The organism is Umezawaea sp. (genome assembly GCF_036375055.1).
In the GTDB taxonomy this organism is placed as follows: Bacteria; Actinomycetota; Actinomycetes; order Mycobacteriales; family Pseudonocardiaceae; genus Umezawaea.
Genome location: NZ_DASUSQ010000051.1, coordinates 1 through 20,668 on the forward strand (window position 1 = coordinate 1; position 20,668 = coordinate 20,668).

22 protein-coding genes and 1 pseudogene are annotated in these 20,668 nt (G+C 73.2%); 14 read left to right on the forward strand and 9 right to left on the reverse strand.

What is annotated here, in order from left to right; genetic code table 11:
* Positions 1-83 precede the first annotated feature (83 nt).
* On the reverse strand, positions 84-671 hold the full coding sequence (locus tag VFZ92_RS15340; protein WP_330876591.1) for a TetR family transcriptional regulator: 588 nt from the start codon (positions 669-671) through the stop codon (positions 84-86).
* Positions 668-2,122, reverse strand: coding sequence for an FAD-dependent monooxygenase (locus tag VFZ92_RS15345; protein WP_330876592.1), 1,455 nt, complete (start codon positions 2,120-2,122; stop codon positions 668-670). The genes VFZ92_RS15340 and VFZ92_RS15345 overlap by 4 nt, the downstream gene beginning before the upstream one ends.
* Before the next feature lie 64 nt (positions 2,123-2,186).
* Between VFZ92_RS15345 and VFZ92_RS15350 the strand changes: the two genes are divergently transcribed.
* On the forward strand, positions 2,187-2,942 hold the full coding sequence (locus tag VFZ92_RS15350) for an SDR family oxidoreductase (RefSeq protein ID WP_330876593.1): 756 nt from the start codon (positions 2,187-2,189) through the stop codon (positions 2,940-2,942).
* Here VFZ92_RS15350 and VFZ92_RS15355 read toward each other — a convergent pair.
* Positions 2,908-3,312, reverse strand: a complete 405-nt coding sequence (locus VFZ92_RS15355) for a hypothetical protein (RefSeq protein WP_330876594.1) — start codon at positions 3,310-3,312, stop codon at positions 2,908-2,910. The genes VFZ92_RS15350 and VFZ92_RS15355 overlap by 35 nt on opposite strands.
* A 544-nt stretch (positions 3,313-3,856) precedes the next feature.
* Here VFZ92_RS15355 and VFZ92_RS15360 point away from each other — a divergent pair.
* From VFZ92_RS15360 to VFZ92_RS42495, 3 genes and pseudogenes are all read left to right on the forward strand, one after another.
* The gene (locus VFZ92_RS15360) at positions 3,857-4,381 is read left to right on the forward strand and encodes a mycothiol transferase (RefSeq protein ID WP_330876595.1); all 525 of its coding nucleotides are present in this window, start codon (positions 3,857-3,859) and stop codon (positions 4,379-4,381) included.
* Positions 4,378-4,548 carry a hypothetical protein gene (locus tag VFZ92_RS15365; protein WP_330876596.1) on the forward strand — a complete coding sequence of 57 codons (171 nt, stop codon included), beginning with the start codon at positions 4,378-4,380 and terminating at the stop codon, positions 4,546-4,548. The genes VFZ92_RS15360 and VFZ92_RS15365 overlap by 4 nt, the downstream gene beginning before the upstream one ends.
* 160 nt (positions 4,549-4,708) lie before the next feature.
* Positions 4,709-4,978: pseudogene (locus tag VFZ92_RS42495) on the forward strand (amidase family protein); the annotation flags it as partial.
* A 67-nt stretch (positions 4,979-5,045) separates the two neighbouring features.
* Here VFZ92_RS42495 and VFZ92_RS15370 read toward each other — a convergent pair.
* Positions 5,046-6,173 (reverse strand): pyridoxal phosphate-dependent aminotransferase, encoded by a 1,128-nt coding sequence (locus tag VFZ92_RS15370; RefSeq protein ID WP_330876597.1) that lies wholly within the window; start codon positions 6,171-6,173, stop codon positions 5,046-5,048.
* Positions 6,174-6,249: 76 nt separating this feature from the next.
* Here VFZ92_RS15370 and VFZ92_RS15375 point away from each other — a divergent pair, with 76 nt between their 5' ends.
* From VFZ92_RS15375 to VFZ92_RS15385, 3 genes are all read left to right on the forward strand, one after another.
* Positions 6,250-6,873 carry an alpha-ketoglutarate-dependent dioxygenase AlkB gene (locus VFZ92_RS15375; protein ID WP_330876598.1) on the forward strand — a complete coding sequence of 208 codons (624 nt, stop codon included), beginning with the start codon at positions 6,250-6,252 and terminating at the stop codon, positions 6,871-6,873.
* A 271-nt stretch (positions 6,874-7,144) separates the two neighbouring features.
* Positions 7,145-7,771, forward strand: coding sequence for a DUF4360 domain-containing protein (locus VFZ92_RS15380; RefSeq protein WP_330876599.1), 627 nt, complete (start codon positions 7,145-7,147; stop codon positions 7,769-7,771).
* A gap of 123 nt (positions 7,772-7,894) precedes the next feature.
* The gene (locus VFZ92_RS15385) at positions 7,895-8,500 is read left to right on the forward strand and encodes a DUF4360 domain-containing protein (RefSeq protein WP_414719903.1); all 606 of its coding nucleotides are present in this window, start codon (positions 7,895-7,897) and stop codon (positions 8,498-8,500) included.
* 144 nt (positions 8,501-8,644) lie between these two features.
* Here the strand turns inward: VFZ92_RS15385 and VFZ92_RS15390 are convergent, their stop codons facing one another.
* From VFZ92_RS15390 to VFZ92_RS15405, 4 genes are all read right to left on the reverse strand, one after another.
* Positions 8,645-9,397, reverse strand: a complete 753-nt coding sequence (locus VFZ92_RS15390) for a lytic polysaccharide monooxygenase (RefSeq protein WP_330876601.1) — start codon at positions 9,395-9,397, stop codon at positions 8,645-8,647.
* A 144-nt stretch (positions 9,398-9,541) separates the two neighbouring features.
* Complete coding sequence (locus tag VFZ92_RS15395) at positions 9,542-10,525, reverse strand: ABC transporter substrate-binding protein (RefSeq protein WP_330876602.1); 984 nt, start codon at positions 10,523-10,525, stop codon at positions 9,542-9,544.
* Between the two features lie 50 nt (positions 10,526-10,575).
* On the reverse strand, positions 10,576-12,546 hold the full coding sequence (locus tag VFZ92_RS15400) for an ABC transporter permease (protein WP_330876603.1): 1,971 nt from the start codon (positions 12,544-12,546) through the stop codon (positions 10,576-10,578).
* Positions 12,546-13,622 carry a glycine betaine/L-proline ABC transporter ATP-binding protein gene (locus VFZ92_RS15405; protein ID WP_330876604.1) on the reverse strand — a complete coding sequence of 359 codons (1,077 nt, stop codon included), beginning with the start codon at positions 13,620-13,622 and terminating at the stop codon, positions 12,546-12,548. Before VFZ92_RS15405 ends, VFZ92_RS15400 begins: the two co-directional genes overlap by 1 nt.
* Before the next feature lie 337 nt (positions 13,623-13,959).
* On the opposite strand from VFZ92_RS15405, the gene VFZ92_RS15410 reads away from it, so the two are divergent.
* From VFZ92_RS15410 to VFZ92_RS15425, 4 genes are read left to right on the forward strand one after another with little or no spacing between them, the layout of a single operon-like run.
* Entirely contained in the window at positions 13,960-15,054 is a 1,095-nt protein-coding gene (locus VFZ92_RS15410) for an acyl-CoA dehydrogenase family protein (protein WP_330876605.1), read from the forward strand.
* A complete protein-coding gene (locus VFZ92_RS15415) occupies positions 15,051-16,001 on the forward strand; it encodes an LLM class F420-dependent oxidoreductase (RefSeq protein WP_330876606.1) in 951 nt (316 codons plus the stop codon). Before VFZ92_RS15410 ends, VFZ92_RS15415 begins: the two co-directional genes overlap by 4 nt.
* Positions 16,002-16,004: 3 nt before the next feature.
* A complete protein-coding gene (locus tag VFZ92_RS15420) occupies positions 16,005-16,448 on the forward strand; it encodes a helix-turn-helix domain-containing protein (protein ID WP_330876607.1) in 444 nt (147 codons plus the stop codon).
* Positions 16,438-18,318 (forward strand): serine/threonine-protein kinase, encoded by a 1,881-nt coding sequence (locus VFZ92_RS15425; RefSeq protein WP_330876608.1) that lies wholly within the window; start codon positions 16,438-16,440, stop codon positions 18,316-18,318. Before VFZ92_RS15420 ends, VFZ92_RS15425 begins: the two co-directional genes overlap by 11 nt.
* Position 18,319: 1 nt before the next feature.
* Here the strand turns inward: VFZ92_RS15425 and VFZ92_RS15430 are convergent, their stop codons facing one another.
* On the reverse strand, positions 18,320-18,508 hold the full coding sequence (locus VFZ92_RS15430) for a DUF3072 domain-containing protein (RefSeq protein ID WP_330876609.1): 189 nt from the start codon (positions 18,506-18,508) through the stop codon (positions 18,320-18,322).
* 99 nt (positions 18,509-18,607) lie between these two features.
* Here VFZ92_RS15430 and VFZ92_RS15435 point away from each other — a divergent pair, with 99 nt between their 5' ends.
* From VFZ92_RS15435 to VFZ92_RS15445, 3 genes are read left to right on the forward strand one after another with little or no spacing between them, the layout of a single operon-like run.
* Complete coding sequence (locus VFZ92_RS15435) at positions 18,608-18,736, forward strand: hypothetical protein (RefSeq protein WP_330876610.1); 129 nt, start codon at positions 18,608-18,610, stop codon at positions 18,734-18,736.
* A 39-nt stretch (positions 18,737-18,775) separates the two neighbouring features.
* Complete coding sequence (locus VFZ92_RS15440) at positions 18,776-19,396, forward strand: DUF47 domain-containing protein (protein ID WP_330876611.1); 621 nt, start codon at positions 18,776-18,778, stop codon at positions 19,394-19,396.
* Entirely contained in the window at positions 19,393-20,388 is a 996-nt protein-coding gene (locus VFZ92_RS15445; RefSeq protein ID WP_330876612.1) for an inorganic phosphate transporter, read from the forward strand. Before VFZ92_RS15440 ends, VFZ92_RS15445 begins: the two co-directional genes overlap by 4 nt.
* Positions 20,389-20,668 lie beyond the last annotated feature (280 nt).

Below are 20,668 nucleotides of genomic sequence, written 5' to 3' on the forward strand. Positions count from 1 at the left end.
GGGGCTCGACCCCGAACCTGCCTCGGGGTCGAGCCCCGACCCCGAGGCAGGCCGCTCCAGGCGGGCGGGGCACGGTCACCGCGTCAGGAGTCCAGGTGCGCCAGGGCGTCGAAGCCGCGGTCCACGAGGGACGGCAGGTCCTCGACGCCGTCGCCCTCCACCCACGTCGTGAGCGCGGTGGACAGCGCGCCGAGCACGGCCGAGGCGAGCACGCGGAGCGCGAAGGTGACCTCGCCGTCCGCGCGGGCGGCGAGGGCGTCGGCGAACAGCCGCTGGGTGGCGTCGCCGTTGCGCCACTGGCGCCCGCGCAGCGCCGGGGTCGTGAGGACGAGCCTGGTGCGGGCCAGCAGGGCTTCCCGGTCGGTGGCGCAGACCTCGCGGATGCCGTCGACGACGGCGGTGCGCAGCACGGCGAGGGGGCCCAGCGACGCCGGTTGGGCGGCGATGAGGTCGACCAGCAGGGGGTCGTACTCGTCGTTCTCCACGACCGCTTCCTTGCTGGGGAAGTAGCGGAAGAACGTCATGTGCGAGACCCCGGCGGCCGACGCGATCTGGTCGACCGTGGTGGCGTCGTAGCCGTTGGCCAGGAACAGCCGCAGCGCGTGCTCCTGGATGGCCTTCCTGGTGCGGGCCTTCCGCTGTTCGCGCAGCCCTGGCGCTGGTGAGCTCACGCACCAAGGATGCCGGTCAGCCGGGAACCGAGCGCGTCGGGTCCCCCGCGGCCCCGCCACGCGAGGTGGCCGTCGGGGCGGACGAGCGCGGGGCCGCCGTCGGCGCGCAGGACGGTGACGCGCTCCCGTCCCAGTCGCTCGCGGGCCACGCGGGCGTGGTCCTCGCCGCCGAGCAGCACCCAGCGGGAGCCGAGTTCGGCGTGCAGGCGGGTGGCCGTGCCGTCGGCGCGGACGCACGGGCGGTCGGGGACGCGGTCGCCGGGGCGGGGGCCGCGGCCGAGCCGGTGGCCGCCGAGCGGGCCGCCGCGGTAGGTGATCCGCAGCTGGGAGGACCTCTCCCAGATCGCCCTCTGCACGAACCGGCGGTTCACCATCGGCACCACCACCCGGTCGCGCAGCAGCCTGGCCCTCGGTGATCCGCCGACGATCAGCCTCGTCGCCCCGCTGGTGGTGGACAGCACCCCTTCGGCGACCGGGCGCCGCTCGGCCTCGTAGGTGTCGAGCAGCGCGGCTCCGGCGTGGCCGGACGCGACGAGGGCGAGCTTCCACGCCAGGTTCTCCGCGTCACCGAGGCCGGTGTTCAGGCCCTGGCCGCCGAACGGGCTGTGGATGTGGGCGGCGTCGCCCGCGAGCAGCACCCGGCCCGCGCGGTAGGTGTCGGCGAGCCTGCGGTGGAAGCGGAAGCTGGACGTCCACGCCGTCGAGGTGATCTCGGCGTCCGGCAGCGCCGCCCGGTCGCGCAGCAGCCCGGCCATGGTGGCCGTGACGTCGCCGTCGTCGGCGAACCCCGACGGGGCGGGTGCCATGAGCCGCCACACGCCGCCGGGCAGCGGGAACGCGGCCAGCAGGTCCTCGCCGCTCAGCCAGACCGCGACCGAGTCGCGCTCCAGCGGCAGGTCCGCGCGCACGTCGGCGAGCAGGAAGCGCTCGGCCAGCGGCGCGCCGGGGAACCCGATGCCCGCGGCCTTGCGGACGGCGCTGTGCGCGCCGTCGCAGCCGACCAGCCAGTCCGTGCGCGCCTCCCGGCCGCCGGTCGTGCCCACCAGGACCCCGTGCTCGTCCTGGTCGACGGCGACCACCGACGTCCCCCACTCGACGGCGCCGCCGAGTTCGGCCAGCCGACGGCGGAGCCGCGCCTCGACCTCGGCCTGCGAGACCAGCAGGCCGCGCCGCCGGACCAGCTTGGTCTCCTGCCCGACCTCCAGCTCCCCCAGCGGTGCCCCGTCGACGCGGATGGCGATCCGGCGGACCCCGATCGACCGCTCCGGGAGGTCGCCCAGCGCGCCGAGCCGGTCGAGCACCTCGACGCCCCTGGGTTGGAGGCCGAGCGCGCGGGACGTGACGGCCGGGCCGTCGGCCCCGTCGACCACCCGCACCCGCGATCCCGCTCCGAGCAGCCCGCACGCCAGCGCCAGTCCAGTTGGTCCCGCTCCCACCACGGTGATGTCCATGGACAAAGTGTTACTGACTAACAGTTGATAGTCAATAACAGTTCGAGGGTGGTTGACTGCGCCCATGACGGGAGCACTGGTGACGGGCGGCGCGCGGGGGATCGGAGCGGCCGTGGCGAGGGCGTTGGCGGAGGCGGGGATGACCGTCGCGGTGCACGCGAGGGCGGACCTGGCGGCGGCGAAGGCGGTCGCCGCGGCGCTGCCGGGCGACGGGCACGCGGTCGTCGGCGGCGACCTCGCCGACCCCGAGGAGGTCGCGGCCTTCGTCGCCGACGCCGTGGCGCGGCTCGGCGAGATCGACGTGCTGGTCAACAACGCGGGTGTCTACACCGAGCACCCGCTGCCCACCACGTCCTACGACGAGTGGACCGCGGAGTGGCGGCGGACCACCGACGTCAACGTGCTGGGCACGGCCTGCACCACGTGGTGCTTCGTCGACCACCTGCGCACCCGGCCGCGGGGCCCGGAGGGCGCGCGGATCATCACCGTCGGGTCGCGCGGCGCCTACCGCGGCGAGCCGGACGCGCCCGCCTACGGCGCCTCGAAGGCCGCCGTGCACTCGCTGACGCAGTCGCTCGCGGTGTCACTGGCCCCGCTGGGCGTCGCCGTCACCGCCGTGGCGCCGGGGTTCGTCGACACCGACATGGCCGCCGACGTCCTGGTGGGCGAGCGCGGCGCCGCGATCCGCGCGCAGAGCCCGTTCGGCCGGGTCGCCACCCCCGACGACGTGGCCTCGGCCGTGGCCTGGCTCGCCACACCCGGCGCGGGCTGGGCGAGCGGCGCGGTCATCGACCTGAACGGGGCGTCCCACCTGAGGTAGCCGCGACCCGCCACCGCTGCGCCCGCTTCGCGACCGCGTAGGTGTAGCCGATGGTCGCGAACAGCAGCGGCATCACCGCGAGCGCCAGCGGAACGCCCACCGCGAACAGCTCGGCCGACGCCGGGCGGGCGTGGAACGCCCACAGCGGAACACCGACCATGCCCACGGCCAGCCCGCCCCACAGCAGCACCACGACCGCGAGCCACAAACCCTTGGACAGCAGCAGATCGACCGGTCCACGTCGCGGCGGCGGCGCGTCGGCGGGAACCTCGATCGCCGACGGCAGACCGGACGCCTGCCCGAACCAGACCGGCCACTGGTCGACCACGTGGACCAGCACATCCCGAGGGGGCGCGGACTCCTTCACCATGGGCGGCAACCTAGCGTGAAAGGTCTCGCGGACGAAGCGCCGTTCCCGTTCAGCCCCGTTCGTCCGACAGGCGGTCCAGCCGCGCGGAGATCGGAGTCCTGGAGCGCTTCGACGATCGCCTGCGCTTCCCGCCACGTCGAGGCAGGAGCGGCCGAGACCGAGGTCGCTCAACACGATGCCCCGCAACCGCCGGTTCCCGGTCTCGCGGAAGCCTTCGAGCGCTCGCACGCCGTGCGCCACGGCCGAGGGGAGGCGGGCGCGCGGGCGAGAGCGCGGTGCACCGGCGCCGCACCCGTGGTGTCGTCGGCCTGCCGGCGTGCGTGCACGCGCAGGAGGTCGTGGAGCCGGTGGCGACCGCGCTCGACGCGCCCGGTGAAGTCCTTGCACTGGACCACGTCGACCCGGTCGCTCACCTAGGACGTCCCGGCGCCCCCGGAGTCACCCGGAGGTGGAAGCGCAGCGCCGCCAGGGCTTCCAGCCCGGCCCCGGCGAGCGGCGGACCGCCCCGTCGCGGGTGGTCGACGCCCGGACTACGGTCGGGGGCATGAGCACCGAGACGAGCTCCGCCCTGCTGGTCGACGCGCTGGAACGGGTGCGGGAGGTGGTCCACCAGGTCGCCGACGGCCTGACCGCCGACCAGCTCGCCCACCGCGTCGGCGGTACCGCCAACTCGATCGCCTGGCTGCTGTGGCACCTCACCCGCGTGCAGGACGACCACGTCGCGGCGGTCGCGGGCACCGAGCAGGTGTGGACCGCGCAGGGGTGGGCGCGCAAGTTCGACCTGCCCCTCGACGACGCGGACATCGGCTACGGCCACGGCTCCGACGAGGTCGCGTCGGTGCGCGTGGGGTCGGCCGAGCTGCTGCTGGGCTACCACGACGCGGTGCACCGGGTGTCCGCGGACTACGTGCGCGGGCTCGCCGACGCCGACTTCGCGCGCGTCGTGGACGAGCGCTGGGACCCGCCGGTGACGCTGGCGGTGCGGCTGGTCAGCGTCGTGTCCGACGACCTCCAGCACGCGGGCCAGGCGGCGTTCGTGCGCGGCCTGCTGGGCACCGACGCGGAGTGACCGCGCGCGGGGACGAGGACGAGCTGTTCACCGGCGCGGACGAGGCCGCCGAGCCGGTGCGCCGAAGGGAAGTCTCCGCGCGGGAGCCGACCGAGCCGCGACCGGCGCGCGTGGACGCGGTGAACCCGGCGGTGGGGCCGTCGGTCCGCCGCACGGCGTGCCGATGACCGTGCAGCAGCGCCTCGACGTCGCGGGGATGCGGACGACGTGGGCCACCCGGCGTTCTCCGACCTCGTCGCCACCGCGGCGCGCAGGCTGATCAGGACCGGCGCGACGGTGTTCGGCAGGACCGACTGCACGAGGTGCAGGCCGACGACGGCCGACGACGTGCACGGGCGCACCAGCGACCCGTGGGACGTCACGCCCGCCCGCCCGTCCTCCCCGGAGCACGGCACGGACCTGGCGGGCTCGATCCGCGTCCCCGCCCCGTTCCGCGGCGTCCACGGCCTGCGCCCGAGCGTGGACACCGTGCCGCCCACCGGGTTCGGCGGACCCGGCTCCCCGGACACCACCAGCGACCACCGCTCCCCGTCCACGATCGGCCCGCCCGCCCGGTCGGCGGCCGACCCGCGCACGGCGCTGCGCGTCGTGGGCGGCCCCGAGGGGCAGCGGGCGGCTCGCCGACCTCGCGGGCGGGTACGAGCGCCCGCCCCTCCGAGCGGGTTCAGCGGCGCTTCTCCAGCCAGTCCGCCCACCGCTCCAACCCCTCCTCCGGCGCGAACCGCCCGACCCCCACGCGGAACCGGTCGGTCGGCGTCGGCGTCAGCTCGGAGCGGTAGATGCTCGCGGGCAGCAGCAGAACCCCTTCCCGCTCCACGAGGTCCGCGCACATCGCCTCGACGCCGTCCGCCCCGAGGTAGCGCGGGTACGCCACGCACCCGCCCTGCGGCGGCGCCCACTCGAACAGCTCCGGGAACCGCGCGAAGAACGCGTCGAACACCGGCAGGTTCTCCGCGACGATCGCCCGGTTGCGCCCCAGCACCCGGTCCCGTGCCCGCAGCGCGATCAGCGCCAGCACCTCGCTGGGCGCGGAGTTGCAGATGGACGTGTAGTGCTTGGCACCGTCCAACCTGGACAGCAGGGTCCGGTCGCGGCAGGCGATCCAGCCGATCCGCAGCCCCGGCAGCCCGTAGGCCTTGGACATCACGTTCAGCGACAGCGCGCGCGGCGACAGGTCGGCGGCCTGCGGCAGCGAGGGGCCGCTCTCCAGACCTCGGTAGACCTCGTCGCTGAACAACCACAGCCCGCGCTCGTCGCACAGCCGCACGAGCCGCGTCCACGTGTCGAGGTCCGGCACGGCACCGGTGGGGTTGTTGGGGAAGTTGACCGACACCATCCGGGTGTTCGGCCGCAGCGCGGCCTCGACGGCGTCCACGTCGAGCGCCCAGCCCTCGTCCGCGCGCAGCGCGACGCCGGACACCTCGCACACCGACAGCGGGACCGTCTCGGCCGCCTGGTAGCCGGGCGTGACCACCACGACGTGGTCACCCGCGTCGAGCAGCGTCGTCATCGCCAGGTACAGCGCCTCCTCGGCGCCCGCGAAGCACAGGACGTCCTCGGCGGCCACGTGCTCGTAGGTGTCCGCGACGGCCTCGCGCAGCGCGCGCAGCCCGAAGGTCTCGCCGTAGCCCAGGTGCAGCGACTCCCACCGCTCGCGGCCGTCGTCGTCGGCCAGTGCCAGGAGTTCCGCCAGCGACAGCGTCTGCGCGTCGGAGGCGGTCAGGTGGTACCGGGCGGCGAACTCCCAGCGGGTGAAGTGCTTCTCCAGCCGGAACTCGGGAAGGGGCGGCATGGACTGGACAGTACTTCTCGATTGGACAAAATGTCCAGACTCGAACACGCGTTCGACCTGGGTTACGCTGCCCGGCATGTCGGTACCCGTGCAGGCGTCGCTGTTCGACGACGCGGAGGCCATCGGTCTCCGCGAGCTGACCGTGCGGCGGACCGAACTGGACGCCGGAGCGTGGGTCGACGTGCGGCCGGGGTGGCTCACCGGGGCCACCGAGCTGTTCACCGCGCTGGCCGACACCGTGCCGTGGGTCGCCGAGCGGCGGCAGATGTACGACCGGGTCGTGGACGTGCCGCGCCTGCTGTGCTTCTACGACGAGCGCGCGCCGCTGCCGCACCCCGTGCTGGCCGCCGCCCGCGCCGCGCTGAGCGAGCACTACGCGGCCGAGTTGGGCGAACCGTTCCGCACCGCGGGCCTCTGCTACTACCGCGACGGGCGGGACAGCGTGGCGTGGCACGGGGACACGATCGGTCGAGGGGCCACAGAGGACACGATGGTCGCGATCGTCTCGATCGGAGCACCGCGCGCCCTGCTGCTGCGACCACGCGGCGGCGGCGGGACCGTGCGGCACGCGCTGGGCCACGGCGACCTGATCGTCATGGGCGGGTCGTGCCAGCGCACGTGGGAGCACGCCGTCCCGAAGACCGCCAAGCCCGTCGGGCCGCGCGTCAGCATCCAGTTCCGGCCGCGCGGCGTGCGCTGAGGCCCGCTCGTCCCGGAGGGGCGGAACCGGGGCACCGACCTCACCCCAGGACGGAGGCCCGTCCGCGGACCGCAACCCCTACATTCTTCGCGGCCGGACGGTGAAAATCCAACCCCACCATTCGAAGCGTGGACGCCGACGACCTTTTGCTGCCGTTAAGTAAACTGTCTGAAAATTTTACTCCATCCAGCCTGATGCTCGCAGAACCGCCTTGCGCTACCGTTCCAATCCTGCGCCGCCATCAGGTCGAGGTATCGGAAAGGGTATCCCCATGCTCACTGCGATGGCTGCTGCCGTCATGGCTTTATCGACGGTCGTGCCGCCTGCCGAAGCCACCGATTCACCGCCGGACGACCGCATCACGGTCACCGTCGTCACGGTCAACGGCTCCGGGTGCCCGGCGGGCACCGCGGCCGTGGCACCCGCCGCGGACAACACGGCGTTCACCGTGACCTACAGCGACTTCCTCGCCCAGATCGGCGTGGGGGCCGCCCCGACCGACTTCCGGAAGAACTGCCAGCTCAGCTTGCGGGTCAACTACCCGCAGGGCTTCACCTACGGCATCGCCCAAGCCGACTACCGCGGCTTCGCCCACCTCGCGGCGGGCGCGAAGGGCACGGAGAAGGCGAACTACTACTTCTCCGGTTCCCCGTCCACGGGGTCGACCCACCCGTTCAGCGGTCCGCTCAGCGACTACTGGCAGGCCACCGACAGGACGGAGGTCGCGTCGATCGTCTTCGCACCCTGCGGCGAGCAGCGCATCTTGAACGTCAACACCGAATTGCGCGTCAGCGCGGGCACGTCGGACATCTCGAAAACGACGAGCTTCATGGCGATGGATTCCACCGACGGGAGCGTCAAGACCACATTCCACTTCGCGTGGAAGCGATGCCCCTGAAATTGTTTTCGGTCGACTAGGAACGTTTTCATCACCCCTAGAACGTTGTCATCCCGCGCCGCCAATCACGGTTGACCGCAGTAGAAAGGTGCACCCATGCTCAGTGCGACCACGGCCGCCCTCATGGCCCTTGCCATCACGTTCCCCCCCGGCGGCGCACCGGGCACCACTCCCCCTCCGGACCACATCACGATCGACGTCGTGACCGTGAACGGGTCGGGGTGTCCAGCGGGCACGGCGGCCGTCGCCGTCTCACCCGACAACAAGGCGTTCACGGTGACCTACAGCGACTTCCTCGCCCAGGTGGGCATCGGCGCGCTGCCCACCGACTTCCGGAAGAACTGCCAGCTCAACCTGCGCGTCAACGTGCCGCAGGGCTTCACCTACGGCATCGCGCAGGCCGACTACCGCGGCTTCGCCCACCTGGAGAGAGGGGCGAGCGGCACCGAACGGGCGAACTACTACTTCCAGGGCATGTCGCCCACCGCCTACAAGTCCCACACCTACAACGGGCCGTTCAGCGACGACTGGCAGGCCACCGACACCACCGAGGTGGCCGCGATCGTCTACTCGCCGTGCGGCGAGCGGCGCAACTTCAACATCAACACCGAACTGCGGGTCAACGCGGGGACGTCGGACCCCACGAAGACGACCAGCTTCATGGCCATGGACTCCACGGACGGCACGATCGAGACGACGTACCACTTCGCCTGGAAGCCCTGCCCCTGATCCGGCGGTAGCCGGAGCCCTCGCACGCCTCCGGGCGGGCGGGGGTTCCGCGCTGCCCGGAGACCGCCCGCAGTGGACGGTGGGGGATGAAACCCCGCACCGGCGGCACGTCGTCGTGCCACCGGTGCGGGCTCGCCAGAACGTCTACGCGCGGCGCCGCCGGAACAGGGCGGCCCCGACCAGGAGCACGACCACCGCGACGCCCGCGGGGATCAGCAGGGCGCGGTCGGAGGCGATCGACGCGAGCCGGTCGACCTCCGGTGTGGCGGCGGCCTGGGCGGCGTCGGGGTTCGGCGCGCCGGGCCTGGGGGTGCCGGGATCGGCCGCGGCCTCGGCGGCGGGCTGGTTGCCGGGGGCGGCCTTGGCGACCAGGGTCACGTCGGAGCAGGAGTAGTAGGTGTCCGGGGTGTCGGAGTTCTGCCAGATCGTGTAGATCACCCGCCTGCCGGTCTTGCCCTCCGGCAGCTTCCCGGCCAGCACGTAGGAGTCCTTCACCAGCGGCGGGTCGGTGACCGTCAGGAACGGCTGCTCCTCGACGTCGGCCCAGCGCAGCGGTGCCTCGGGGCGGTAGCCGTCCTTGCTCAGGTACAGCCGGAAGGTGCCCTTGTGCGGGATGGTCGCCCGGTAGGTGATCCGCGCGGGGGCGGAGACGTCGAGGGTGCTGGTGGGCCAGTCGGCGCGGGCGAGGTCGAGGCCCGCGTACTCGCGCAGACCGGCGCTGCACAGCTTGCCGTCGGGCACGACCTGGCGGTCGCGGCCCCGCACGTTGGCGATGCGGATGTTGTCCCACTCCGCGGAGGCCTTGGGGCCGCTGGCCGACAGGGCCGCCTTGCACGCGGCGGGAGGGGGTTGGGCGCCGTCGGCGCCGCACGCCGCGGCCCGGCTCACCGGGGCCACGACCGAACCGTGCGCGGCCGCGGTCCCGACGGCGAGAACCGTGCACAGGACCGCGACCGCGAACGCACACCATGCCCGAGTCCGCACTAGCCCACCTCCACGGGGGGATACGGACCAGGCCCGGCGAACGTTCAAGCGAAGTTCCTACTTGCCCGCCGCGGGCAGCCAGGCCTTGACCTTCTCGGCGTTGTCGCCGACCCACTTCTCGGCCGCCGCGTCGGGGGACATCTTGTCCTCGGCGATGTACTTCGCGACCAGGTTCTGGTCGTCGTTGGTCCAGGTGAAGTTCTTCACGAGCTGGAACGCGGGTCCGTTCGCGTCGGCGAACCGCTTGCTGACGATCTTGTCGAGGTCGTAGTCCGGGTAGTCGCAGGCGATGGCCTCGGCGACGGCGTCGCAGCCCGCCGTGTACGGCGGCAGCGCCACCTTGACCAGCTTGACCTGCGACAGCAGCCACTGCGGCGAGTAGAAGTAGCCGATGAGGGGCGTCTTCTTCTCCTCGGCCTGCTTGAACGCCTGGATGAGGGCGGTCTCGCTGCCGCCGTAGACGACCTTGAAGTTGAGGTTCAGGTTCTTGACCAGCGCCTCGTCGTTGGTGACGAACGAGGGGTCGCCGTCGAGGAGCTGGCCCTTGTCACCGGACTCCGAGGTCTTGAACAGGTCGGCGTACCTGTTGAGGTTGTTCCAGTCGGTGATGTCCGGGTGCTTCTCGGCGAGCCACGGCGGGACGTACCAGCCGATCTGCCCCTTGACGCCGGTCGAGCCCGCCGAGACGGCCGTCTTCTGCTCGTCGATGTACTTCTTCTTCAGGTCGTCGTGGCCCCAGTTCTCGACGACCGCGTCGACCTCGCCGGTGCCGAAGCCCTGCCAGGCGACCTCTTCCTTCAGGTCCTTCTTGGTGACCTCGCAGCCGAGTTCCTTCTCGGCCACCTCCGCGAGCACCGCGGCGTTGGCCTCGTAGCCCACCCACGGGTTGATCGCGATGGTGAAGGTCCCGCAGTCGCCGCCGCCCCCGGACCGGGCGCTGCCGGTGTCCCCGACCTTCGCGCCGCCGCACCCGGCCAGCGCGAGCGCGCAGGCGAGCACGGCACCCGCCGCGCGCACGCCGGTCTTCCCGTTCCGAACCACGTGATCGAACCTCCTCGTTCCGCCACCCCGAAGGTGGCGCGTCCACTGGGTCAGGCTCGCCCGGTCCTGGCGGCGGCGGCGCGCGTGAGGCGGTCCAGCAGCACCCCGAGCACGACGATGGCCAACCCCGCCGCGAGCCCCTTGCCGTAGAGCTGCCCCTGCGAGAACCCGGCCACGACGTCGTAGCCGAGCGCGCCCGCGCCGACGAGCCCGCCGACGACGACCATCGACAGCACGTAGATGAGCCCCTGGTTGGTCGCGAGGACCAGTGCCTGCCGCGCCATCGGCAGCTGCACACCGGTGATGGTCTGCCACGTGCTCGACCCGGAGGCGGTCGCGGCCTCGACGGTCGTCGGCGGCACCGCGCGGACGCCGTCGGCGACGATCTTGATCGCCACCGGGGCCGCGAACACGACGGCCGCGACGATGGCGGTGAACCGGCTCGCCGCGAACAGCGCGAGGAACGGCACCAGGTAGACGAAGGCGGGCATGGTCTGCGCCGCGTCGAGCACGGGCCGGACGAACCGGTCGGCGCGGGGGCTGCGGCCCATCCACACGCCGACGACGACGCCGAGCAGCACGACGGCGGCGGTCGCGACGAGCGTGGAGGCGAGCGTGGCCATGGCGTCCTGCCAGAGGCCGGTGGCGACCAGCAGGCCGAGGCACACCGCCGAGCCGATGGCGGTCCGGACCCCGCCCAGCACGACGGAGATCGCGACGACCGCGGCGGCGACGAGCCACCACGGCGAGCCGGTCAGCACCGACTGCAACGGGTCGACGAGGACCAGCGTCACGGCGTCCTTGATCCCGTTGGTGATGCCGGACAGGTTGCCCTGCACCCAGTCGGTCGCGGTGGCGACGCCCTTGGCGATGGTGCTGCCGATCTCCACGTCCGATGGGAACTCCGCGGCCCACACGTAGGTGTAGGACAGCCAGATCGCGACGACCGTGAGCGCTCCCCCGCCGATCAGCCCACCCGTGCGGGCCTTGGCCGCCCACGGGTCGCGGTTCCGCCGGGCGCGTTCGACCCTCGTGCCCGCCGCCGTCGTGACGCGGTCGAGCACGATCGCCAGCACGACGATCGCCAGGCCCGCGTTGAACGCCGTGCCGACGTCGAGCGTCTGGAGCGCCTTGATCACGGTCTTGCCCAGGCCGGGCGCGTCGATCAGGGCGGCGATGGTGACCATGGACAGCGCGGCCATCATCGTCTGGTTGACGCCCAGGATGATGGTGCGCTTCGCCGTGGGCAGCAGCACCTTGCCCACCGTCTGCGCGCGCGTGGCGCCGAGCGACTCGCTGGCCTCCACGGTGTCGCCGGGGACGGTGCGGATGCCGTGGGCGGTGAGCCGGATCGCGGGCGGGGCCGCGTAGATCAGCGTCGCGATCGTCGCCGACGCCGGGCCGATGAGGAAGAACAGCGTCAGCGGCGCGAGGTAGACGAACGTCGGCATGGTCTGCATGAAGTCCAGCACCGGCGTGACGACCCTGTTGACGCGGTCGGACAGCCCGGCCCAGATGCCGATCGGGATGCCGAACAGCAGCGCGACGACCACCGCCGCGAGGGTGAGCGCCAGCGTGTCCATGCTCTCCTGCCACAGGCCCTGCAAGCCCAGGAAGGTGAACCCGGCGGCGGCGAGCAGCGCGACGCGGACCCCGCCGGCGGCGTAGGAGACGAAGGCGGCCAGGGCGACGACGCCGAGCCAGCCGATCACCGGCAGCGGCCTGCCGAACGAGGGTTGGGCGATCAGCGACTGGAGGAGGACCACGAACTCGTCGACGACGAGCCGGATCTCGTTGAAGAAGTAGAGGAACAGCGGGTTGGTGTCGCGGCTCGCGCCGATGGCGTCGTTGAGGTCGTTGAGCGACTGGTGCAGGGGCGTCAGCTGGGCAGGGCCGAGCACGAGCGTGTGCAGTCCTCCGAGGACGGCCCACAACCCCAGCCACAGGGCCAGGATGAGCGCGACGACCACGCCGCGGCCCGGGCGGCGCAGGTCCACACCGGACACCGTGACGGTCGCCATCAGGCGTCCGCCTCCTGCCCCGCCACGACGGCGAGGATCTCCTCGTCGCCGACGATGCCGAGCAGCTCGCCGTCGCGCACCACCTTGACCGGCGCCGCCGCCGCGAGCACCGCGCGGGTGGCGTCGCGCACCACCACGTCCGGCCCGAGTTCGGGTCCGTCCAGGACGTCGTCGGGGCGGGGGTCGCGCATGATCCACTTGAGCGTCAGCACGTTGGCGCGCGGCACGTCCCGGACGAAGTCGCGCACGTAGTCGTCCACGGGCGCGCCGACCAGCTCGTCACCGGTGCCGACCTGCACGACCGCGCCGTCGCGCATGATCAGGATCCGGTCGCCGAGCTTGAGCGCCTCGGACAGGTCGTGGGTGATGAACAGCATCGTCTTGCCGACCTCGCGGTGCAGCCGGACGACCTCGTTCTGCATGTCCCGGCGGATCAGCGGGTCGAGCGCGGAGAACGGCTCGTCGAACAGCAGCACGTCGGGGTCTCCCGCGAGCGCCCTGGCCAGTCCGACGCGCTGCTGCATGCCGCCGGAGAGCTGGTCCGGGTAGGACTTCTCGTAGCCGCCGAGCCCGACCAGGTCGACGACCTCCATGGCCCGCTCCGCGCGTTCGGCCCTGCCGACGCCGCGGATCTCCAGGCCGTAGGAGATGTTGTCCAGCACCCGCCGGTGCGGCAGCAGGCCGAAGTGCTGGAACACCATGGAGAACTTGTTGCGGCGCAGCTCGCGCAGCCGCTTCGCGTCGGCGGCGAGGATGTCCTCGCCCTCGAACAGGACCTGGCCCGACGTCGGCTCGACGAGCCGCGTGAGGCACCGCACGAGGGTGGACTTGCCCGATCCGGACAGCCCCATCACCACGAACACCTCGCCGGGTGCCACGTCGAACCCGACGTCGCGCACCGCGGCCGTGCACCCGGTGCGGTCCATCAGCTCCCGACGCGACAGCGCGCACAGCTCGGGCGACCCCGGCACCTCCGCCGCCTTCGGGCCGAACACCTTCCACACATCGCGAACAGAGATCACCGGGTCGGGTTGCTCCACCCCGACCGGACCGGTCTGGACGTCTTGGGCCGCCACGTACGCCTCTCCAAACCGTGCGCCTGTTGCGGATCGCGCACATCGTTTCTGGATCCGCGACAGCATTGACCCTGGTAGCAGCCTCGTCAAGGTCAAGTCGGGCCGATCGCACGACTTTTACGTGACGACCACCGTCCCGACACACCGCGTGAGCGCCCGGTTCCCCGAAGATCAGTCCACTGTGGAGCGTGAGTGAGCCTGTTGAGACGCCCACCGGTCCGCTCGTCCCACCTCTGCCCCGCCCGCGGAGGGCCGGGCTCCTCGGCGGTGGAGCGGCCTTGACCCGGCTCCGCCAGGGCGGTAAGGATTTTGAACCACCAGGTGCGCGGGAGGTGCTGTGATCGAGTCCGCTGTCGAGGTCGCCGGGGTGGCGCGGGAGTTCGCACGGGAGACCGAGGCCCGACGAGCGCTGGCGCCCGAGGTGTTGGCGGCCCTGGGCGAGAGCGGTCTGCTCCGGGCCGGGGTGCCGAAGGAGCTCGGTGGGCCGGAGCTGCCGCCCGAGGCGATCCTGCGCTCGGCCGAGGCCGTGGCGCGGGGTGACGCGTCCGCCGGGTGGTGCGTGTCGATCGCCGCCACCAGCAGCCTGCTGGCCGCGTACCTGCCCGACGAGGGCGCGCGGGAGGTGTTCGGGCCACCCGACGTCGTCGCGGCCGGGGTCTGGGCGCCCCGCGGCACGGCCGTGTCCGCGGCGGGTGGGGTCGTCGTGTCCGGGCGGTGGGCGTTCTGCAGCGGCATCCCGCACGCCGACTGGCTGTTCGCGGGCTGCGTGCTCGACGGCGCGACGCTGAAGGTCGTCGCCCTGCCGAAGGCCGAGATCGAGGTGCTCGACACCTGGCACACCGGCGGGCTGCGCGGGACCGGCAGCCACGACTGCGTGGCGCGGGAGGTGTTCGTGCCCGAGCACCGCGTGCTGTCGGTGCTCGACGGGCCGCTGCACGACGGGGCGCTCTACCGGTTCCCGGTCTTCGGGTTCTTCGCGCTGTCGGTCGCCGTCGCCGCGCTGGGCAACGCCCGCGGCGCGATCGACGACCTGCTGGAACTGGCCGTGCGCAAGAAGTCCCTCGGGTCGAGCAAGTCGTTGGCCGAGCGGACGCGGACGCAAGCCGTTGTGGCGCAGGCGGAAGCGTCCCTGCGGGCCGCGCGGCTGCTGGTGTTCGACGCCGTCGACCACGCCTGGCGCGAACCGGAGGACCGGACCGCCGCGCGGGTCGGGCTGCGGTTGGCCGCCACGCACGCGACCCGCACCTCCGCCGAGGTGGTCGCCGCGGTGTACGACCTGGGCGCGGGGTCGGCCATCTACGAGGACTCGCCGTTGCAGCGGCGGTTCCGCGACGCGCACACCGCGACCGCGCACTTCCAGGTCGACCCGGCCAGCTACGAGCTGCCGGGGCGGCTCCTGCTCGGCCTGCCCACGCGCACGGAGCAGCTGTGAGCGTCGGCGTGGTGCTGCCGTACTGGCTCGACAGGCCCGACGGCGAGGCGGTGGACATCGCCGTCGAGGCGGACCGGCTCGGGTTCGGCACGCTGTGGATCGGCGAGATGGCGACGTTCGACGCGTTCGCGCTGGCGACCGCGATCGGGTCGCGCACCACCGGCATCCGGCTGCGGGTGGGTCCGCTCGCCGCGGGCGTGCGCGGTCCGGTGGCGTTGGCGCTCGGGCTGTCGTCGGTGGCGGCGCTGACCGGCCGGCCCGCGGACCTCGCGCTGGGCGCGTCCAGCCCGGCGATCGTGGCCGGGTGGCACGACCGGCCGTGGGCGGGTGCCGCGGCGCGGATGCGCGAGACGGTGCGGGCGGTGCGCCCGCTGCTGGCCGGGCGGCGGATCGACGTCGACGGGGAGCACGTGCGGGCGCACGGGTTCCGCCTGCGGACACCGGTGCCGGAGGCGACCGTGTCGGTGGCCGCGTTCGGTCCGGCGATGCTGCGGGTCGCCGCCGAGGAGGCCGACGAGGTCGTGCTGAACCTGGTGACGCCCGAGCAGGTGACCCGCGTGCGGCGGGTCGTGGACGAGCACGCCGCCCGCGCCGACCGGCCGCCGCCGCGGCTGGCGGTCTGGGTGACCGCGGCGGTCGACCCCGGCCCGGACGCGCTGCGGCAGGTGTCCGAACAGCTCGCGCTCTACCTGCGCGCGCCCGGCTACGCGGAGGTGTTCGTCGAACTCGGTCACGGAACCCTGGTGGAACGGGCGAAGGCGGGCGTGCCGAGGCGGGAGCTGGCCGTGCCGCGGTCGCTGCTGGACGCGGTGTGCGCGCTCGGCTCGGCGGCGGCGCTGCGGGAGCGGATCGCGGACCACCACCGGGCGGGCGCCGACCACGTCGGTGTCGCGCCGTCGACCGCCGACGACCCCGCCGGGCGTCGGGCGCTGGCCGCGGTGGGGTGAGCCGTGCACGACCTGCCCCAGCGGTTCGAGGCCGATTCCGTCGGTCGGGCGCTCGCGCTGGTCGGCGAGCGCTGGACGCTGCTGATCCTGCGCGAGGCGTTCTTCGGCGTACGCCGGTTCGGCGAGCTGAGCCGCAACCTCGGCATCCCGAAGCCCACGCTGTCCGCGCGGCTGCGGACGCTCGTCGACGCGGGCCTGCTGGACCGCGTCCCGCACGGCGACCACCACGAGTACCGGCTCACCGACCGCGGCCGGGACCTGTTCCCCGCCGTCGTCGCGCTGATGCGGTGGGGGGACGAGCACCTGGGCGGTCCGTCGATCGCCCTGCGCCACCACGCCTGCGGGGAGGTCGTCCGCGCGCGGGTGGTCTGCGGGCACTGCACCGGGGAGATCACGACCGACTCGGTGACCCCTGAAGCCGTCGTAGGATCGACGGGTGGCGACTGACGACGACCTGATGGCGTGGGCGCCGAAACCGACGGCCCCGACCGGGATCGCGCTCGCGGGCTACAGCGACTTCCGGTTGGTGGCCCAGGGCGGTGAGGGCACCGTGTACCGGGCCCGCCAGGACGGGCTCGGGCGCGACGTCGCGGTGAAGGTGCTCGAAGCGCGGGACGACGCCACGCTCGCCCGGTTCCGCCGCGAACTGGAGATCACCGTCCGGCTGGGCAGGCAGCACCCGCACATCGTGACGGTGCTCGACACCGGCGTCGTGCGCGGCAGGCCGTGCATCGTCATGGAGTTCCACGACCTCGGCTCGCTGCACGACCGGCTCCGCGCGCGGGGACCGCTGCCGGTGGCCGAGGTGGTCGCCGCGGGCGTCGCGGTCGCCGACGCGCTGGCGTTCGCGCACGGCCAGGGCGTGCTGCACCGCGACGTGAAGCCGCAGAACGTGCTCGTGCTGCCGACGTCGTACGTGCTGGCCGACTTCGGCATCGCGCGGGCGGTCGACGCGGGCCACTCCGCGTCGCTGCACCTGGTCAGCTACCGCCACGCGGCCCCGCAGATGATCGACGGCGAGAAACCCGCCGCCACCGACGACGTCTGGTCGCTGGGCTCGACGCTGTTCACCCTGCTGGACGGCGCGCCGCCGTTCGCCTCGGACGACGCCGGGGCCGAGTCGATGCTGGGCTACCTCGGCCGGGTCCGCTCGGCCGCGCCCCGCGCGCTGACCCGCCCGGACGTGCCGCCCGCCCTGGCCGCGATCATCGAGCGCTGCCTGGCCAGGGCGCGCGAGGACCGCTTCCCCGACGCCGCCTCGCTGCGCGCCGCGCTGGCCGCCGTCGACACGGCCTGGGCCCCGACACCGTCCACCGTGGATCCGGACAGCACCAGGGCCGTGGCGCCGCTCGCCCCGCCCCAGGTGTTCCCCGAGGGCCCGACGTCGCTGCCGGACTTCGGGCCGCGCCCGGCGGCGGAGGCGCCCGCGCCGGAACCGGCGGCTCCCGAGGAGCCGAGGACGTGGGCCGACCAGTTGGCCGACCTGACCGTCCGCCACCACCCGGTGGAGCCGGAGGTCCCCGACTTCGGTCCCCGTCCGACAACCTCGGGCGGAGCACCTCTCCCGACGCCGCCCGCCGACCGGACCACATGGGCACAGCCGAGTCCCACCACCGACACCGACACCGCCACCACCGACACCGACACCCCCGCACCGCCCGCCGACCGGACGACGCGGGTGGCGCAGCCGAGTTCCCGGACCGACTTCGACTTCGACGAGCCCGCGCCGGTCCCTACCGTGCCGAACCGGGACGTGCCACCGGTCCAGGTCGCCGTCCTGCCGGGTGAGCCGAACACCGCGTCGACCTTCCTGGCACCCCTGGACGAGCGGGAGCCCGAGGCCCCGCGGCGGCACCGCCTCCGCTGGCTGGTCCCGCTCGCCGCGGTCGTGGTGGTCGGGGGCGCGGTGCTCGGCGTCGTGCTCACCGGCGGGCCGTCGGGCAGGCAGACGGCGGCACCCACGTCCTCGGAGCCGCCCACGTCGTCCACGACCTCGGAGCCGCCCGTCACCGCGAGCGTCCCGCCGGGCGGCGACCCGAGGTTCGCCCCCGCCCTCGACCGCGTCGAGGTGCTCGGCCCGACCAGCGTCGAGCTGGACTGGACCGACCCCAGCGACGGCCGGGCCCAGTTCGTCCTGGTCGACGTGACCGGCGCGAAGCCGCAACCGCTGGTCACGGTCGCGGCGGGCCTCACGACGCACGTGGTCGAAGGCCTCGACACGACCCGCCGCCACTGCTTCCAGGTCCTCGCGATCGGTCTGGACGACCCCGGCTCGCAGCGCGGCGCGTCCGCCCGCACGTGCACGCCGAGCGGCTGAGTCACGCCCCTCGGCCGGTCTCCTGCTGCAACCGGTCGATGAGCTGCGACGCCTGGGCCTTGGTCAGGCCCTCCGGCACGTCCTCCCCCGCTTCCCGCGCGAGGGTGTGCAGGTAGGACTCCTGCGGGCCGGTCATGGGCTCGTCCCCGGTCGTCCACTCGTCCAGGTCCTTCTCCGGCGTTCCGGTCATGGCCCTCTCCTTCCGCTCGAACACCTGTTCGCGGTACCCGAGGGCACCGCGCGGCAAACGCGGGGTGTGAACGGCACGCTCGCGGTGTACCCCGTCCGCATGACGGCTCCCCACACACCGGACCCCCGGCTCGGCGAGAACGAGGTCGCCGAACCCGACCAGCAGGCCGACGAGGACCGCGAGGACCAGCCGGAGGTGCTCAAGCCCCCGGTGGAGGACCCCGAGTAGCCGAGGTTTGTGCGGCGGCCGGAGCGGCTACCCGCGATCATGATCTTTCGGCGGAAGCCGCGCGGTTCGGTGTTCTTCGACCTGTTCAGCACGGCCGGGAACAACATCGCCACCAGCGTGGAGGTGTTGCGCGACTTCGTCTCGGCCCCGCCGTCGGAGCGAGCCGCCCTCGCCGTGCGGATGCACGAGGCCGAACACGCGGGTGACGACGCGACGCACGCGATCATCGAGCAGATCGACCGGTCGTTCATGACGCCGTTCGACCGCGAGGACCTCCTCCGGCTCGCGAGCAGGCTCGACGACGTGGTCGACCACATGGACGCCGCCGTCGCGCTGGCCAACCTGTACGCCATCGCCGAGTTCCCCGACGGCGTGCGGCAGCAGGTCGACCTGCTGTGCCGGGCGGCGCGGCTCACGGCCGACGCGATGCCGAAGCTCGCCGAGCCCAACGGCCTGACGGCGTACTGGGTCGAGATCAACGAGCTGGAGAACGAGGCCGACCAGGTCTACCGGCAGCTGCTGCCGCTGCTGTTCGGCGGCGGTTACGACCCGCTCGACGTGATGAAGCTCAAGGACGTCGTCGAGGAGCTGGAGTCGGCGGCCGACGCGTTCGAGGACGTCGCCGACGTGGTGCGCACGATCGCCGTCAAGGAGTCGTGACCGTGGAGTTCGCCGTCGTCGCGGTCGTGGTGATCGCCGTGGCGTTCGACTACACCAACGGCTTCCACGACGCGGCGAACGCCATCGCGAGCGCGGTGTCCACCAGGGCGCTGCCGCTGCGGCGGGCGCTCGCGATGGCCGCGGTGATGAACCTGCTCGGCGCGCTGGCGGGCACGGGCGTCGCCGTCACCGTGGCCAGCGGCGTGATCGCCGCGCCCACCGGCGACGGCGGGCTGCTGGTCGTGATCTCCGCGCTCGTCGGCGCGACCACCTGGAACCTGATCACCTGGTACTTCGGCCTGCCGTCGTCGTCCTCGCACGCGCTGATCGGCGGGCTGGTGGGCGCGGCCCTCGCGTCGGCGACCGACGTGCGGTGGACCGGTGTGCTGGAGAAGGTCGTCGTGCCGATGGTGGTGTCACCCGTGATCGGGTTCGTGCTGGGCCACCTGCTGATGCGGCTGGTGCAGCGGCTGTTCCGCGACGCCGACCCGCACGTGGCCGGGCGCGGTTTCCGCCGCGCGCAGGTCGTGTCGTCGGCGAGCCTCGCGTTCGGCCACGGCCTCCAGGACGCGCAGAAGAGCATGGGCGTCATCGTGCTGGCCCTCGTGGTGTCCGGTCACCAGCAGGACTTCCACGTGCCGCTGTGGGTGATCCTGTTGTGCGCCACGGCGTTGGCGGCGGGCACGTACTCCGGCGGCCTGCGCATCATGCGCACCGTCGGCAGGCGGATCTTCCACCTCACGCCGCCGCACGGGTTCTCCGCCGAACTGGCCGCGTCGTCCGTGCTGTACCTGACGGCGTTCGCCTTCCACGCGCCCATCTCCACCACGCACGTCATCACCTCCGCGGTGATGGGCGTCGGATCGACCCAGCGCCGGTCGGCCGTGCGGTGGGCCGTGGCGGGCGACATCGCCGTCGGCTGGGTCCTCACCCTGCCCGCCGCGGCGGCGGTCGCGGCGCTCGTGCACGGCGCGGCCCGGCTGGTGTTCTAGGGGCTGGGTGAAGTCCGGACCCTGGTCCGCTGCGGGTGATCAGCCGCGGGCCACGCAGGGTCCGGAGGACACGGGCACGTCTGCCGGTCAGGAGCGTGCCGATCCTCCGGCGCCGCCGTGAGGATCGCACGAAGGCGGCCGGTCTCGGTCGATCCCGCGCTCTCCCCACCACGCAACGCCGTCGAACGCCGCTTCCGGAGAACCAGGACGTGGCGAGGCCCGGCCACACGACAGGACGAGTCACCAGAGAGCTGCGAGGCCGGGTGACGCCCGCGCGCGG

Excerpts from the sequence above, each read along its gene's own strand:
- VFZ92_RS15375 (WP_330876598.1), top strand. The coding sequence starts at position 6,250 with ATGTCGGTACCCGTGCAGGCGTCGCTGTTCGACGACGCGGAGGCCATC.
- VFZ92_RS15385 (WP_414719903.1), top strand. The coding sequence starts at position 7,895 with ATGGCCCTTGCCATCACGTTCCCCCCCGGCGGCGCACCGGGCACCACT.
- VFZ92_RS15355 (WP_330876594.1), bottom strand. The coding sequence starts at position 3,312 with ATGGTGAAGGAGTCCGCGCCCCCTCGGGATGTGCTGGTCCACGTGGTC.
- VFZ92_RS15430 (WP_330876609.1), bottom strand. The coding sequence starts at position 18,508 with ATGACCGGAACGCCGGAGAAGGACCTGGACGAGTGGACGACCGGGGAC.
- VFZ92_RS15380 (WP_330876599.1), top strand. The coding sequence starts at position 7,145 with ATGCTCACTGCGATGGCTGCTGCCGTCATGGCTTTATCGACGGTCGTG.
- VFZ92_RS15370 (WP_330876597.1), bottom strand. The coding sequence starts at position 6,173 with ATGCCGCCCCTTCCCGAGTTCCGGCTGGAGAAGCACTTCACCCGCTGG.
- VFZ92_RS15435 (WP_330876610.1), top strand. The coding sequence starts at position 18,608 with ATGACGGCTCCCCACACACCGGACCCCCGGCTCGGCGAGAACGAGGTC.
- VFZ92_RS15400 (WP_330876603.1), bottom strand. The coding sequence starts at position 12,546 with ATGGCGACCGTCACGGTGTCCGGTGTGGACCTGCGCCGCCCGGGCCGC.
- VFZ92_RS15350 (WP_330876593.1), top strand. The coding sequence starts at position 2,187 with ATGACGGGAGCACTGGTGACGGGCGGCGCGCGGGGGATCGGAGCGGCC.
- VFZ92_RS15345 (WP_330876592.1), bottom strand. The coding sequence starts at position 2,122 with ATGGACATCACCGTGGTGGGAGCGGGACCAACTGGACTGGCGCTGGCG.
- VFZ92_RS15360 (WP_330876595.1), top strand. The coding sequence starts at position 3,857 with ATGAGCACCGAGACGAGCTCCGCCCTGCTGGTCGACGCGCTGGAACGG.
- VFZ92_RS15440 (WP_330876611.1), top strand. The coding sequence starts at position 18,776 with ATGATCTTTCGGCGGAAGCCGCGCGGTTCGGTGTTCTTCGACCTGTTC.